Here is a 13739-nt window from a genome sequence, read left to right on the forward strand (position 1 = left end):
TGATTGTAGGCACGCTTTTCCCGCCGCGCAAGCCCTTTCGTGAAAGATTTTTAAACGTCGCAAAACTGAAGCGCGCGCCCGCGCATCGCTCTATATAGAGGCCGCCCTGGCGACGCGCTCGACCGCCTTCATATAGTGGTCAAGATCCGGCGTCGGCAACCCCGCGGTCTTCGCCAGATCGTCCCAGCGCCGCAGGCGAATCGCGTCCCGCGCATACGGGCGGCGCAGGAATTCCTCCGCCGCCTCCCGATCGAAGATCCCGCCTTGCAGCTTCAGGCTGCGCACCGAGTCCGCCGACAGGCTGTCGTGGTACCCCGCGTCGAGCGCGCACAGGCAGCGCTTCGCATCCACGTGCAGCCGGATCGGCTCCAGCACCGCGTCCGTGAACAGCGGACGCAGGAACGGCAGCACGTAATACTGGTGCAGATCGTCGATCCCGCGCTCGCTCGGCGTCTCGCCCTGCCGGCTCAGCAAATGCCCGAGATCGTGCAGCAGCGCCGCCGCGACCAGCGCGTCGTCCGCGCCGTCGCGCTCCGCCAGCAGCGCGCTCTGCAATGCATGTTCGCGCTGCGTCACCGGCTCGCCGCTATAGGCCGTCCCGCCATGGCGATCGAACAGCGCGCGGATATCATCGAGAGTCAGGGCCATCGCTCACACCCACGGCAACGAAAAGGTCTTGAGATTCGTGAAGCTCTTCATCGCCTCCTGAACCCCTTCCTTGTAGCCGAGCCCGGAATCCTTGATACCGCCGAACGGCGTCAGCTCGATCCGGTATCCCGGCACCTCCCACACATTCACGGTCCCGACGTTCAGCTCGTTGACGAAACGCACGACCGCATCGGTGCGATCGGTGCACACGCCCGACGACAACCCGAACGCCGTGCCGTTGCTGATCCGGATCGCATCGTCGATCGTGTCGAAGCCGATGATCGGCGACACCGGCCCGAAAGTCTCCTCGCGCACCAGCGTCATCGACGGATCCACCCGGTCGAGCACGGTCGGCGCATACAGCGCGCCATGCCGCGCATGGCCCGTCAGCAGCCGCGCACCGCACGCGATCGCCTCGTCGACGCGCGCCTCGAACAGGCGCGCCGCCGCTTCGTCGATCACCGTGCCCATCTGGTTCGCTTCATCGAACGGGTCGCCATACGACCAGCTTCGCGTCTTCTCGACCAGCAGCTCAGTGAAATCCGCCGCCACCTTGTTCTGCACCAGGATCCGCTTGACCGCCGTGCAGCGCTGCCCCGAGTTCCGATACGAGCCCTGCGCGGCCAGCGTCGCCGCGCGTTCGAGATCCGCGTCGTCGAGCACGATCAGCGGATCGTTGCCGCCCAACTCCAGCACGATGCGGCGGTAGCCCGCCTTCGCCGCGATCGCCTTGCCGATCGACACGCCGCCCGTGAACGTGATCAGCGACGCGAGCGGATGCGTCAGCAGTTCGTCCGCGATCTCGCGCGGATCGCCGGTCAGCACCTGCAGCATCGGTTCAGGCAGCCCCGCCTCATACAGCAGGTCCGCCAGGTACAACGCCGACAACGGCACCTTCTCCGACGGCTTCACGATCACCCGGTTGTTCGTCGCGATCGCCGGCGCGATCTTGTGCGCGACCTGGTTCATCGGATGATTGAACGGCGTGATCGCCACGATCACGCCATCGAGCGGCTGGCGCTGCGAAAACACCCGGCGCGACTTGCCGTGCGGCGTCAGATCGCACGAGTAGCTCTGCGCGTCGTCGCGCAGCGCCTCGATCGAGGCGAACTTGAACACGTCCGCCACGCGGCCGATCTCGTAGCGCGAATCCTGCTTCGACAAGCCCGATTCGAGCGAAATCAGCGTCGATGCTTCCTCGGTGCGCTCGCGCAGCAGCATCGCCGCGTTCTCCAGGATCCGCGATCGGTCATAGCGCGACAGGCGCGGCTGGTATGCGGCGGCGTACTCGAACGCGCGCCGCACGTCGTCGACCGAGGCGAGCGGCACCGTGCCCACCCGCATGCCCGAATACGGATCGTGCACGTCGAGCGAGCGCGGCCGCGCGGCCGCCTCGCCGCACCAGCGCAGCGACTCGACGCGGAACGCCGGGTGATCGTTCAGCAGGATCGAATTCATTGCATCACCCGGTTGAGCGCGAAATCGAACACGTCGAAGTTGCGCAGCCGGCGACCGTCTTCTCGCGGCGCAACCCGTCGATTGAACAGCAGCGGCACTTCCTGTTCCGACACCCCGCCGTGCGAACGCAGCGGCACCGTCAAGCCCGACAGGTCATGTTCGCGCGCGCGCGTGCCGAGCGCGACATCGCGCCGGCTCACCACCACCACATCGCCGATCCGATCGGCCGGCAGCTCGAAGCGCGCCGCCGCCGCCGCGTTGTCAAGCACGGTCTCCACGCCGTCGACCTGCGCAAGCCGCGCGGTCACGTCGGAGGCCGCGACGCCTTCCGCCAGATAGATCGTCGCGAACGAGCCGAGCGCGCCGTGATGCACCACGTACGGATCGGTGATCGGCAGGATCACGCGGGCCCGGCCGCCGCCCAGCCAGGCATCGAGCGCATCCTGCAGATAGACGACGTTCGGCGCGCCGGTCAACGGATCGTGCTTCGCGTTCATCCCATGGTCGGCGGTCAGCCCGATCACCCAGCCCAGCGCGTCGAGCTGCGCGAGGTAGCGGTCCATCATCGCGTAGAACGCGTTCGCGCCGTCGCTGCCCGGCGCGCACTTGTGCTGCACGTAATCGGTCGTCGACAGGTACATCAGGTCCACCTGCCGCCGCTTCGCGAGCCGCACGCCGGCGGCGAACACGAATTCGGACAGCGCGGCGCTGTACACGTCGGGCACCGGCAGTCCGACGAGGTCGAGCACGTCGCTGATGCCGTTCTCGACGAGGTTCGCCTGCCCCGCCTTCTCGGCCGAGAAGCAGATGCCGCGCATCCGCCAGCCGAGCAGGCGGCGCAGCTTGTCCTTCGCGGTCACCACGGCCACCCGCGCGCCCGCCTGCGACGCCGCCGCGAGCAGCGTGTCCGCGCGCAGGTAGGCGGGATCGTTCATCATGACCTCGGCGCCCTCGCCCTGCTTCGCGTCCGGATCCCAGAAGTAATTGCCGCAGATCCCGTGCACCGCCGGCGGCACGCCGCAGACGATCGACAGGTTGTTGGGGTTGGTGAACGACGGGATCACGCAGTCCGCCCGGAACGCCGCGCCGTTTTCGATCATCTTGCCGATGAACGGCGCGACGCCCGCCTCGACCGCATGCTCGAGGTACGCGTATTCGCAGCCGTCGACGCACACGGCGACGGTCGGCACGGTCGGCATCCGGTAGCGGCGGCCATTGACTTCGATATGAGTTTCCATGATGTTCCGTATGGACGTGACAAGACATTGCGTGCGCAGCACGCGGAATGGGGTTTCGGACCGGCGCGCCGCCCAGGCGGCGCGCATGCTTCAGCGTCTGAGTCGGGGGGCGCGCGCGGCGATCAGCAGCAACGCGGCAAGCGAGGCGATCAGCATCAGCAGCGCGAGCGCCGATGCGGGCAGATAGTAGCCGCGCTCCACCTGGCCGATCACGACGATCGGCACCGTGGCGAAGCCGGGCGGATAGACGGTCAGGGTCGCGCCCAGCTCGCCGAGCGACAGCGCGAAGCCCAGCGCGAGGCTCGCGCGGATGGCCGGCACGACCTGCGGCAGCAGCACCCGGCGCAGCACCATCGACGGCGGCGCACCCAGGCTCGCCGCGGCTTCGCGCAGCACGGTCAGTTCGGGGCGCAGCGCGGCGGCCGCGCAGCGGTAGCAGAACGGCAGGATCAGCGCGAGCTGCACCAGCACGACGATCGCGGGCGAGCTGGACAGATCGAGCGGCTTCTGGTGATACGCGATCAGCACGGCCAGCCCGAGCACCACGCTCGGCACGCCGTTCGGCAGCATCGCCAGCGCATCGACCAGCGCGCCGAGTCCGCTGCGGCCGCGCCCTTCGAGCGCGAGCGCCAACCACAGGCCGAGCGCGGTGCCGAGCAGCGCGACGCCGAAACCGATTTCGAGGCTCATGGCGAGCGCATCGAATTCCGGCGCGCCGAGCCGCTCGAACCAGCGCAGGCTGTAGCTCGCCGGCAGGATCGTGCCCGACCACTGGGTCGCGACGCTCGACAGCGCCACCACGATCACGGGCATCACGAACAACCAGAAGCACGCGAACGCGGCCACCGCGAGCGCCGCCCGCGACGCATGCTTGAGCGCGGCGTCGCGCCAGGTCACGTCGCGGCGCGGCACGGCGCCGGCGCGCAGCGGAAAATCAGCGGGCATCGCGGCCTCCTCCCAGCGCGCGGCGGTTCATCCGCCGGTACAACGCATACAGCGACAACGACATCGCGAGCATCACCACCGCCCCCGCCGACGCGGTCGGCAGGTCGAGGTCAACCGTCGCGCTGCTGTAGATCGCCACCGGCAGCGTCACGAGGCGCGCGCTGCCCAGCACCAGCAGGATGCCGAATTCGTTCAGCGTCAGCAGGAAGCACAGGATCGTGCCCGCCGCGATGCCCGGCCAGGCGATCGGCAGAATCACCCGCGTCGCAAGCATCCAGCCGTTCGCGCCGAGGCTGCGCGCCGCCTCGACGAGCCGCAGGTCGAGCGTCGCGAACGACGCGAGCGTCGGTCGCACCACGAACGGCGTATAGAACATCGTCTGCGCGAGAATCACGCCGCCGATCCCGAACAGGAAGTCGAGCGGCGGCGCCTCCAGCCCGAACAGCCGTTGCAGGCCGATGCTGACCGAGCCCTGCGAGCCGTACAGGAAGATCAGCGTGAACGCGACCAGGAACGACGGGAACGCCACGTACAGCTCCAGGAAGCGCGTCACGAGCGCCGCCCCCGGAAACGGCCGGAAGAACAGCAGCGACGCGAGCAGCACGCCGCACACCGATGCCGTGCCGGCGCTCACGAACAACACCCACAGCGTCGTGCCGAGCACGTTGCGCGTATCGGGATTGGCGAAGAACGTGCGGTACGCGTCGAGCGTGAAGCCGTGCTCGCCCGTCACGCTCAGCAGCACGAGGCGCGCGAGCGGATACAGCACGAGCGGGCCGAGCACGACGAGCGCGAGTCCGATCAGATGCAACTGGCCGAGCCGGCGCGCGCGCCGCGCGGCCGCCGCGTGCGCCTCGGCCGATGCGCTGCGCCGGGCGTCGGCGCCCAGTGGGGTGTCAGGGCTGGATAAGGACGACATCATCCGCCTCGCAATGCAGGGAAATTCGCGCGCCGCGCTCGGGCGTCGCGCCCCGTCCGCGTTGCATCGTGACCCGCACGGGCTCGTCGGGCGCCGCGTCGAGCGCGACGGACACCGACAGCTCCGAGCCGTGCCACTCGACCGATGCGATCGTGCCGTGCAGCTGCCCCTCGCCGAGCGGCCGGATCACGAAGCGCTCGGGCCGCACGCACGCGACCCGTTCGCGCTCGCCGTGGCGCGGATCCCCGAGCGGGAACACCACGGCGGGCGGCAGCAGGTTCGCCGCGCCGAGATAGCGCGCGACGAAACCGTCGCGCGGCGCATCGTACAACTGCTGCGGCGTGCCGATCTGCGCGATCCGGCCGTCCCGCATCAGCAGCGCGCGGTCGGACAGCACCAGCGCATCGTCGCGGTCGTGCGTCACGCACACGATGGTCAGGTTCGGCAGCCGCTCGTGCAGCGCTTTCAATTCGGTCCGGACGGAAGACCTCAAGTTCGCGTCGAGCGCCGACAGCGGCTCGTCGAGCAGCAGCACGTCGGGCTCGATCACGAGCGCCCGGGCGAGCGCGACCCGCTGCTGCATGCCGCCCGACAGCTGCGCGGGCATCACGTGCCCCGCGTCGCCGAGCTGCACGAGCTTCAGCGCGTCGGCCACGCGGCGCGTGATCTCCGCCGACGACATGCGGCGCGCCCGCAGCCCGAACGCGACGTTCTCGAACACCGACAGGTGCGGGAACAGCGCGTAGTTCTGGAACAGCAGGCCGAGATTGCGCTTGTGCGGCGGCGCGTGCGTGAGGTCGCGGCCCGCCACCGTCAGCGTGCCGGTCAGGCCGTCGGCCTTCACGAAGCCGGCGATGAAGCGCAGCATCGTGGTCTTGCCGCAGCCGCTCTTGCCGAGCACGGTCAACAACTCGCCCGCGCCGATCGACAGCGACAGGTCATCGAGCACCGTGCGCGCGCCGTAGCGCACGCTCAGATGCTCGATCAGCACGCCGCCCGGCGCGCCGGCGCGCGGCGTCGCGCGCGGCTCGGCGGCGCCGAACGCGCCGGGATGGGTCAAACTTGCGGTATCCACCGGATTCATCCTTCTGGAACGCCCGTCGGCTTACTTCGGCTTGACGACGTCGGTCTGCTTGCCCGAGCTGCCGACCACCTGCGACTTCCAGCGCTCGGTCCAACCCTGCTTCTTCGCCAGCACCGCGGTCCAGTCGACCGGAATCAGCTTCACGCCCGCGATCGCGCGCTTCACCGCCTCGCCGTTCTTGCCCGCGAGCGGCACGTCGCTGCGGCCCGGGATCCCGTACATGTCGGGCACCTTGGCCTGCACGTCGGTCGACATCAGGTAGTCGATCAGCTTCTTGCCCGCGTCCTGGTTCGGGCCGCTCTTGATCAGGCCGATCCCGTACGGCAGCTGGAACGTCGTCGGCTGGTCGCCGTCCTTCGCCGCGAGGAAGATCGGCTTGATCGACAGGCCGCCGTGCTCGGCGTCGTCGAGATCCATCTGCAGGTCGCCGTTCGCGACGCTGATCTCATTGCGCGACAACAGCACGTTCAGGTAGCCCGTGCCCTTGGTGTGGAACTTCACGCTGCGCTCCAGCTTCGCCAGGTAGTCGAACGCCTTGTCCTCGCCCATCAGCGTCGTCGTCAGGATGATCACCGCCATCCCGTCGCCCGCCGTCGCCGGGTTCGAGTACGCCACCTTGCCGCTGTAATCCGGGCTCAGCAGGTCGGCGAAGGTCTTCGGCTGGTTCTTCACGACGTCCGGGTTGATCGCGAACGAGAAGTAGTTGTTGACGAAGGTCGCCCAGGTGCCGTCCTCCGCCTTCGCGATCGCCGGCACGTTCTTGTAGTTCACGCTCTGGTAAGCCTGCAGCAAGCCGAGCTGGCCCGCCTGCTGGATGAACGGCGGCAGCGTGACGATCACGTCGGCCTTCGGCGAGTTCTTCTCGACGTTCGCGCGATTCACCACTTCACCGCTGCCCGCCGTCACGATGTTGACCTTCACGCCCTCTTTCTTCTCGAACGCGGGCAGCACGTCGCGATAGAGATTCTCCAGGCCGTCTGCCGTGTACAGCACGACCGCGCCGGCTGCGTGGGCCGGCGACGCAATACCTTGCAGCAAGCCTGCAGCGCATGCCGCGATCGCAAGCTTGCGGAACGCGCCGGCGTGGGCGCTCAAGGATTTCGGAAATGTCATCTCGCTTCTCCGTAGGGCGGATCAACCAACGGCCGGGCACCTGCCGGCTCCTGTTATGAGGGCGGGCCGCGACGCGGCCCGTCGGCGCCGCGCGTCCTCTTGGCTTCGCGGCATCCGAAGCATCACAGCGTTCGATGACATCTCCGTGACGACTGCCACAAAGTCCGCAAAATGACACATTTTGCCAATATCATCCTGATCAGCGATGCGTCGTCCGGCGCGTCGATCGACCTGTCTGGAGGCAATGTGATACTTGGAAGCGACCCGATCCTGCTGACCCCCGGCCCGCTCACGACGTCCCCCGCGACGCGGCAGGCGATGCTGCGCGACTGGGGCTCGTGGGATGCCGCGTTCAACCAGCTCACGCATAGCGTGTGCGCGGATCTCGTCACGATCGCGGGCGGCGGCGACGATTACGTGTGCGTGCCGCTGCAAGGCAGCGGCACGTTCGCGGTCGAGGCCGCGCTCGGCACGCTCGTGCCGCGCGACGGCGTCGTGCTGGTGCCGGACAACGGCGCGTACTGCGCGCGCATCCTGCGCATCCTGGAGCGGCTCGGCATCGAAGCCCTCGCGCTGCCGTGCGGCGAGGATCGCGCACTCGACCCTCACGCGTTCGACGCGATGTTGCGCGACACGCCGCGCATCACCCACGTCGCGCTCGTGCACCTCGAAACCAGCGCCGGCATCCTGAACCCGCTCGACGCGATCGCGGCGCTCTGCAAGCGGCACGACAAGCGCCTGATCGTCGATGCGATGAGCTCGTTCGGCGCGCTGCCGATCACGCTCGCGGGCAGCGGCATCGACGCGCTGGTGTCGGCCAGCGGCAAGTGCCTGGAGGGGGTGCCGGGCATGGGCTTCGTGATCGTGCGGCGCGCGCTCCTCGACGCCTGCGCGGGCCGCTCGCCCTCGCTCGCGTTGGATCTGCACGACCAGTACGCGTACCTGAAGCGTACGACGCAATGGCGCTTCACGCCGCCGACCCACGTGCTCGCCGCGTTGCGCGCGGCGCTCGACCAGTTCCTCGCGGAAGGCGGCCAGCCGGCGCGCGGCGCGCGCTATGCGGCGAATTGCGCGGCGCTCGTCGACGGCATGCGCGCGCTCGGCTTCACGCCGTTCCTGGACCCGCGCGTGCAGGCGCCCGTGATCGTCACGTTCCATGCGCCGCGCGATCCGGCCTATGCGTTCGGCGCGTTCTACGAGGCGGTGCGCGCCAACGGCTACGTGCTGTATCCGGGCAAGCTGACCACCATCGAGACATTCCGGGTCGGCTGCATCGGCGCGATCGATTCGAACGAGATGCGCCAGGCCGTCGCCGCGATCGGCCACGCACTCGCGACGCTCGGCATCGCGACGCGCTGAGCGCGGCGGGAACCCGCCCGGCTTCGCGATGCGCAAGCCGGGCGCGCCGCGCGCGTCACAGCACGATCCGCTCGATGTCGCCGACCACGAAGATGTAGGACAGCGCGCCGACCAGCGCGATTGCGCCGATGAACACGAGCGCGCCGACGAACGAGCCGGTCGCCGCGACGATGAAGCCGACCACGAGCGGCGTGACGATGCCGGCCAGGTTCGCCGCGAGGTTGAAGATCCCTCCCGTGACGCCGAGCAGCCCTTCCGGCGCGATGTCGGAGACCAGCGTCCAGCCCAGCGCCGCCATCCCCTGCGCGAAGAACGCGACCGACAGGATCGCGATCACCGCTTCGTTGCTGTCGACGTAGTTCGCGAGCACGATGGTCGACGCCAGCAGCAGGCCCGCGATGATCGGCAGCTTGCGCGCGACGTTGGCCGAGCGGCCGCGCCGCAGCAGCCAGTCGGAGAGGATCCCGCCGAACATCACGCCGACCGAGGCGGCGATGAACGGCAGCACAGCGAAGAAGCCGATCTTGAGCCAGGCCATGTGGCGTTCCGTGGCGAGATAGGTTGGGAACCACGTGAGGAAGAACACCAGGGTCGAGTTGCCCGCGAACTGGCCGATGCAGATGCCGGCGAGCTGGCGCTTGCGCAGCAAACGGCCGGCCGTGGCCCAGCTGAACCCGGCGCGCGGGCCCGTGCGCCGCGCGAGGCCGCCGCCCGCCTCGATGTAGGCCAGTTCGGCCGCGTTCGCGCGCGGATGGGCGTGCGGCTCGTGATAGAAGCGCCACCACACGAAGCCGAACAGGATGCCCGCGCCGCCGACCGCGAAGAACAGCGCGCGCCAGCCGAACGCGCCCATCAGCGCGAACAGCACCGGGCTCAGGAACGCCAGGCCCACGTACTCGCCCACCGTGTAGGTGCCCGTCGCCCGCGCGCGCTCCTGTTGCGGAAACCAGGTGGCGACCACCCGGCTGTTGGTCGGAAAGCACGGCGCCTCGGTCAGCCCCAGCCCGAGGCGCGCCGCGAACAGCGGCGCGACGCCGTGGACGAAGCCCTGCAGCAGCGTGCACAGCGACCAGAGCGTCATCGACCAGTAATAGGTGATCTTGCTGCCGTAGCGGTCGAGAAGCAGGCCGCCCGGCACCTGCGCGAGCACATAGGTCCACGAGAACGCCGAGAACATCACGCCCATCACCGCCGCGCTGATGCCCAGCTCGCGCGTCAGCCCGGGCGCGGCGACGCCGAGCACGGTGCGGTCGAGGTAATTGATCATCGTGCCGACCGCGAGCAACGCGAGGATCCGGTAGCGCGCCTTCGAGGCGCGCGCGGCAGCGGCGGACGGCGCGGCGGCCGCGGCGGCGGCGGGGGTGGGCGATGGCATCGTGTCTGTCTCCTGTTTGTGTTTGAGAGCAAGGCCGGACCAGCCGGCTTCAGCCTGCGACGAGCGCCTGGAAGTGCGCGAACATCCGCTCGGCGTCCGGCGCGCGGCCGGTGAAGATTTCGAACGCGTCGACGGCCTGATAGACCGCCATCCCTCCGCCCGTCAGCGTCCGGCAGCCAAGCGCGCGCGCGGCGGCGATCAATTCGGTGACGAGCGGGAAATAGACGATGTCCGCGACCCACAGGCGCGGATGCAGCAGTCGCGCCGGCAGCGGCAGGCCCGGATGGCCGAGCATGCCGGTCGGGCTCGCGTGGATCAGGCCGCTCGCCTGGGCGAGCGCGGCGTCCAGCTCGCCGCCCGCGACGAGCCGCGCGGCGGGAAATCGCGCCTGCAGGTCGGCGGCCAGCGTCTGCGCGCGCGCCGGATCGACGTCGAACAACGTGAGCGCGCGCGCGCCGAGCGTCAGCGCCGCATGCGCGACAGCCGCGCCCGCGCCGCCCGCGCCGAGCTGCACCACGCTGTCGAGCGATGCGCCCGGCAGCCCGCGCCGGAACGATTTCGCGAAGCCCGACCAGTCGGTGTTGTGACCGATCCGCCGGCCGCCGTCGAAGCGCACCGTGTTGACCGCGCCCAGCGCGCGCGCCTCGTCGGACAGTGTGTCGACGCAGGCGATCACGCGCTGCTTGCACGGGTGCGTGATGTTGAGTCCGTCGAATCCCATCCGCTCCGCCGCGACGAGCAATTCCGGCAGCGCGTCGGGCGCGAGCCCGAGCCCATCGAGATCGATGCGGCGATAGACGTAGTTGAAGCCCTGCCGGCGGCCTTCCTCCTCGTGCATCGCCGGCGACAGCGAGCCGCCGATGCCCGCGCCGACCAGCCCGATCAGGTACGAACCCGCGCTCATCGCACACCGCCTTGCGACACCAGCGTCGCCATCCGGCGCAGCGCCAGCAGATAGCCGTCGGTGCCGCACCCGCAGATCACGCCGTCGGCCACCGCCGAGACGAACGAATGGTGACGGAACGCCTCGCGACGATGGATGTTCGAGATATGCACTTCGATCACCGGCAGGCCGAGCGCCGCGAGCGCATCGGCCAGCGCAACCGAGGTGTGGGTATAGGCGGCGGGATTGATCACGACGCCATGCACGCGCGTGCGCGCATCGTGCAGCCAGTCGATCAGCACGTGCTCGGCGTTCGACTGCCGCCATTCGAGCGCGAGGCCGAGCGCGTCCGCCTCGGCCGCGCAGCGGCGCTCGACGTCCGGCAGCGTCTCCACGCCGTAGATGTGAGGCTCGCGCGTCCCCAGCAGGTTCAGGTTCGGGCCGTTCAACACCAGCACCGTCGGCTTGTTCATGTCGGACACTCCGGAAATCGGGCGCGGATCGCCAGCCGATCGCACGCCTCGCAATGGGATTCGGCGCCAGTGTGCACCCGCCTCCCACGCGCTGTCTTTCCGGGTTTGCGATAATTTGTACGATCTAGTTAGTTTGTACAATGCATATGTAATACCCCGATAAATATGGGATAACGCACCGCCACGATGTGTCCGAATGGTTCACTGAGGCTCGGCTCCGGCGCGCCATCCCCTTTCGACAGGCCTCCCCATGAAGCGCTCGATCGCCACCGTCTCGCTGTCCGGCACGCTCGTCGAGAAACTCAAGGCCATCCGCGCGGCCGGCTTCGACGGCGTCGAGATCTTCGAGAACGATCTCCTCTACTTCGACGGATCGCCCGCCGAGGTCCGGCGCATCGCCGCCGATCTCGGCCTCGAGATCGTGCTGTTCCAGCCGTTCCGCGATTTCGAGGGCGTGCCGCCCGCGCAGCTCGCACGCAATCTCGAACGCCTGAAGCGCAAGTTCGCGCTGATGCACGCGTTGGGGGCCGACCGGCTCCTCGTCTGCAGCAACGCGTCGCCCGACGCCCTCGCCGGCGACGCGTTGCTGGCCGACCAACTGGGCGCGCTCGCGGACGCCGCCGCGCAAGCAGGCGTCGTCGCCGCCTACGAGGCGCTCGCCTGGGGACGCGTGGTCAACACCTACGCGCACGCGTGGCGGCTCGTCGACGCCGTGAACCATCCGCATCTCGGGCTCGCGCTGGACAGCTTCCACACGCTCGCGATCGGCGACGCGCCCGACGGCATCGCGTCGATCCCCGGTTCGCGCATCGCCTTCGTGCAGCTTGCCGACGCCCCCCGGCTCGCCATGGACGTGATCGAATGGAGCCGTCACTACCGCTCTTTCCCGGGCCAGGGCGATTTCGACCTCGCCGGCTTCGCCGCGCGCGTGATCGAGGCCGGCTATACCGGGCCGCTGTCGCTGGAAATCTTCAACGACGGCCTGCGCGCCGCGCCGACCGCATCGAGCGCGGCCGACGGCTATCGGTCCCTGCTGTACCTGGAGGAGCAGGCCCGCCTGCGCCTCGCCGCCGACGGCCACGCCCCCGCCGCCGCCCAGCCGCTGTTCGCGCCGCCCGCCGCGCCCGCCCACGTCGGCCTCCAGTTCATCGAATTCGCGGTGGACGCCGCGGCCGCCGCGAAAATCGGCGGCTGGCTCGAACGGCTGCGCTTCCGGCCCGCGGGCCGGCATCGCTCGAAGGACGTGCTGCTCTACCAGCACGGCGCCGCGTCGATCGTGCTGAACGCCGAGCGCGACACGTTCGCCGAGGCGTTCTTCCAGAAACACGGCCTGTCGCTCTGCGCATCCGCGTTTCGCGTCGACGATGCCGCCGTCGCGTTCGAACGCGCGGCCGGCTACGGCCACGCCCCGTTCGACGGGCGGATCGGCCCCGACGAGCGGGTGCTGCCCGGCGTGCGGGCGCCCGACGGCAGCCTTCACTATTTCGTCGACGAAGCGCCCGGCGCGCCGACCCTGTATGAATCCGATTTCGTGCTGACCGACATCGACGGCCCGGCCGAGGTCGGCCCCCTCGCCGCGATCGACCATGTGTGCCTCTCGTTGCCCGCCGACGCGCTCGACACCTGGGTGCTCTACTTCCGGGCCGCGTTCGGCTTCGACGCGGAGCGCGACTGGCTGGTACCTGACCCTTATGGACTGATGCGCAGCCGAGCGGTGCGCAGCGCCGACGGCTCGGTGCGGATGGTGTTCAACGCCTCGGTCGATCGCCACACAGCGGTCGCTCATGCGCTGGACCGCTACCACGGGCCGGGCCTCAACCACGTCGCGTTCCGCACCGACGACATCGTGCGCGCGGTCGCGGCCTTCATGGCGGACGGCGTGCCGTTCCTGCGCATCCCGTCGAACTACTACGACGACCTCGCCGCGCGCTACGCGCTGTGCGACGCGCGTCTCGACACGCTGCGCCGCCATCACCTGCTGTACGACCGCGACGACGCCGGCGGCGAGTTCCTGCATGCGTATACGGAGCGGATCGACGAGCGCTTTTCGTTCGAACTGGTCGAGCGGCGCGGCGGCTACGACGGCTACGGCGCGGCCAACGCGGCGGTGCGGCTCGCCGCGCAGGCGCAGCGGCGCGCGCCCGCGGATTGAGCGCTGGCGGCGTGGATCCGGTTCCGGCCGGGCCGGCCGCCGTTACATTCTGTCATCGATCAAGCGGGCGCCGGACGGTCGCGAGCGGCGGT

12 protein-coding genes are annotated in these 13739 nt (G+C 69.4%); 2 read left to right on the top strand and 10 right to left on the bottom strand.

The window, feature by feature from the left end:
* Positions 1-90: 90 nt before the first annotated feature.
* From AC1RQF_RS30740 to phnS, 7 genes are all read right to left on the bottom strand, one after another.
* On the bottom strand, positions 91-648 hold the full coding sequence (locus AC1RQF_RS30740; protein ID WP_492873830.1) for a phosphonate degradation HD-domain oxygenase: 558 nt from the start codon (positions 646-648) through the stop codon (positions 91-93).
* A gap of 3 nt (positions 649-651) precedes the next feature.
* Positions 652-2106, bottom strand: coding sequence for a phosphonoacetaldehyde dehydrogenase (gene phnY / locus AC1RQF_RS30745; RefSeq protein ID WP_273997547.1), 1455 nt, complete (start codon positions 2104-2106; stop codon positions 652-654).
* Positions 2103-3344 carry a phosphonoacetate hydrolase gene (phnA, locus tag AC1RQF_RS30750; RefSeq protein ID WP_273997545.1) on the bottom strand — a complete coding sequence of 414 codons (1242 nt, stop codon included), beginning with the start codon at positions 3342-3344 and terminating at the stop codon, positions 2103-2105. The genes phnY and phnA overlap by 4 nt, the downstream gene beginning before the upstream one ends.
* Positions 3345-3434: 90 nt before the next feature.
* A complete protein-coding gene (gene phnV / locus AC1RQF_RS30755) occupies positions 3435-4289 on the bottom strand; it encodes a 2-aminoethylphosphonate ABC transport system, membrane component PhnV (protein ID WP_492873833.1) in 855 nt (284 codons plus the stop codon).
* Positions 4279-5208, bottom strand: coding sequence for a 2-aminoethylphosphonate ABC transporter permease subunit (phnU, locus tag AC1RQF_RS30760; RefSeq protein ID WP_492873835.1), 930 nt, complete (start codon positions 5206-5208; stop codon positions 4279-4281). Before phnU ends, phnV begins: the two co-directional genes overlap by 11 nt.
* Complete coding sequence (phnT, locus tag AC1RQF_RS30765) at positions 5186-6292, bottom strand: 2-aminoethylphosphonate ABC transport system ATP-binding subunit PhnT (protein WP_273997541.1); 1107 nt, start codon at positions 6290-6292, stop codon at positions 5186-5188. The genes phnU and phnT overlap by 23 nt, the downstream gene beginning before the upstream one ends.
* 21 nt (positions 6293-6313) lie before the next feature.
* On the bottom strand, positions 6314-7405 hold the full coding sequence (gene phnS, locus AC1RQF_RS30770) for a 2-aminoethylphosphonate ABC transporter substrate-binding protein (protein WP_273997540.1): 1092 nt from the start codon (positions 7403-7405) through the stop codon (positions 6314-6316).
* Positions 7406-7576: 171 nt separating this feature from the next.
* On the opposite strand from phnS, the gene AC1RQF_RS30775 reads away from it, so the two are divergent.
* A complete protein-coding gene (locus AC1RQF_RS30775) occupies positions 7577-8764 on the top strand; it encodes a 2-aminoethylphosphonate--pyruvate transaminase (RefSeq protein ID WP_443111477.1) in 1188 nt (395 codons plus the stop codon).
* Between the two features lie 55 nt (positions 8765-8819).
* On the opposite strand, the gene AC1RQF_RS30780 is transcribed toward AC1RQF_RS30775, so the two are convergent.
* From AC1RQF_RS30780 to aroQ, 3 genes are read right to left on the bottom strand one after another with little or no spacing between them, the layout of a single operon-like run.
* Positions 8820-10139 carry an MFS transporter gene (locus AC1RQF_RS30780; RefSeq protein ID WP_273997539.1) on the bottom strand — a complete coding sequence of 440 codons (1320 nt, stop codon included), beginning with the start codon at positions 10137-10139 and terminating at the stop codon, positions 8820-8822.
* A gap of 49 nt (positions 10140-10188) precedes the next feature.
* On the bottom strand, positions 10189-11043 hold the full coding sequence (locus AC1RQF_RS30785) for a shikimate dehydrogenase (protein WP_273997538.1): 855 nt from the start codon (positions 11041-11043) through the stop codon (positions 10189-10191).
* Positions 11040-11495 (bottom strand): type II 3-dehydroquinate dehydratase, encoded by a 456-nt coding sequence (gene aroQ / locus AC1RQF_RS30790; protein ID WP_492873838.1) that lies wholly within the window; start codon positions 11493-11495, stop codon positions 11040-11042. The genes AC1RQF_RS30785 and aroQ overlap by 4 nt, the downstream gene beginning before the upstream one ends.
* A 250-nt stretch (positions 11496-11745) precedes the next feature.
* On the opposite strand from aroQ, the gene AC1RQF_RS30795 reads away from it, so the two are divergent.
* The gene (locus tag AC1RQF_RS30795; protein ID WP_492873840.1) at positions 11746-13647 is read left to right on the top strand and encodes a bifunctional sugar phosphate isomerase/epimerase/4-hydroxyphenylpyruvate dioxygenase family protein; all 1902 of its coding nucleotides are present in this window, start codon (positions 11746-11748) and stop codon (positions 13645-13647) included.
* Positions 13648-13739: the final 92 nt, after the last annotated feature.

This window comes from Burkholderia sp. GW821-FHT14F03 (genome assembly GCF_058803765.1).

What these genes read in the sequence shown, in the direction of transcription:
- phnA (WP_273997545.1), bottom strand. Translation starts at nt 3,344, where the DNA reads ATGGAAACTCATATCGAAGTCAATGGCCGCCGCTACCGGATGCCGACC.
- AC1RQF_RS30740 (WP_492873830.1), bottom strand. Translation starts at nt 648, where the DNA reads ATGGCCCTGACTCTCGATGATATCCGCGCGCTGTTCGATCGCCATGGC.
- AC1RQF_RS30780 (WP_273997539.1), bottom strand. Translation starts at nt 10,139, where the DNA reads ATGCCATCGCCCACCCCCGCCGCCGCCGCGGCCGCCGCGCCGTCCGCC.
- AC1RQF_RS30785 (WP_273997538.1), bottom strand. Translation starts at nt 11,043, where the DNA reads ATGAGCGCGGGTTCGTACCTGATCGGGCTGGTCGGCGCGGGCATCGGC.
- phnY (WP_273997547.1), bottom strand. Translation starts at nt 2,106, where the DNA reads ATGAATTCGATCCTGCTGAACGATCACCCGGCGTTCCGCGTCGAGTCG.
- AC1RQF_RS30775 (WP_443111477.1), top strand. Translation starts at nt 7,577, where the DNA reads ATGACACATTTTGCCAATATCATCCTGATCAGCGATGCGTCGTCCGGC.
- phnU (WP_492873835.1), bottom strand. Translation starts at nt 5,208, where the DNA reads ATGTCGTCCTTATCCAGCCCTGACACCCCACTGGGCGCCGACGCCCGG.
- aroQ (WP_492873838.1), bottom strand. Translation starts at nt 11,495, where the DNA reads ATGAACAAGCCGACGGTGCTGGTGTTGAACGGCCCGAACCTGAACCTG.
- phnT (WP_273997541.1), bottom strand. Translation starts at nt 6,292, where the DNA reads ATGAATCCGGTGGATACCGCAAGTTTGACCCATCCCGGCGCGTTCGGC.
- phnS (WP_273997540.1), bottom strand. Translation starts at nt 7,405, where the DNA reads ATGACATTTCCGAAATCCTTGAGCGCCCACGCCGGCGCGTTCCGCAAG.
- AC1RQF_RS30795 (WP_492873840.1), top strand. Translation starts at nt 11,746, where the DNA reads ATGAAGCGCTCGATCGCCACCGTCTCGCTGTCCGGCACGCTCGTCGAG.
- phnV (WP_492873833.1), bottom strand. Translation starts at nt 4,289, where the DNA reads ATGCCCGCTGATTTTCCGCTGCGCGCCGGCGCCGTGCCGCGCCGCGAC.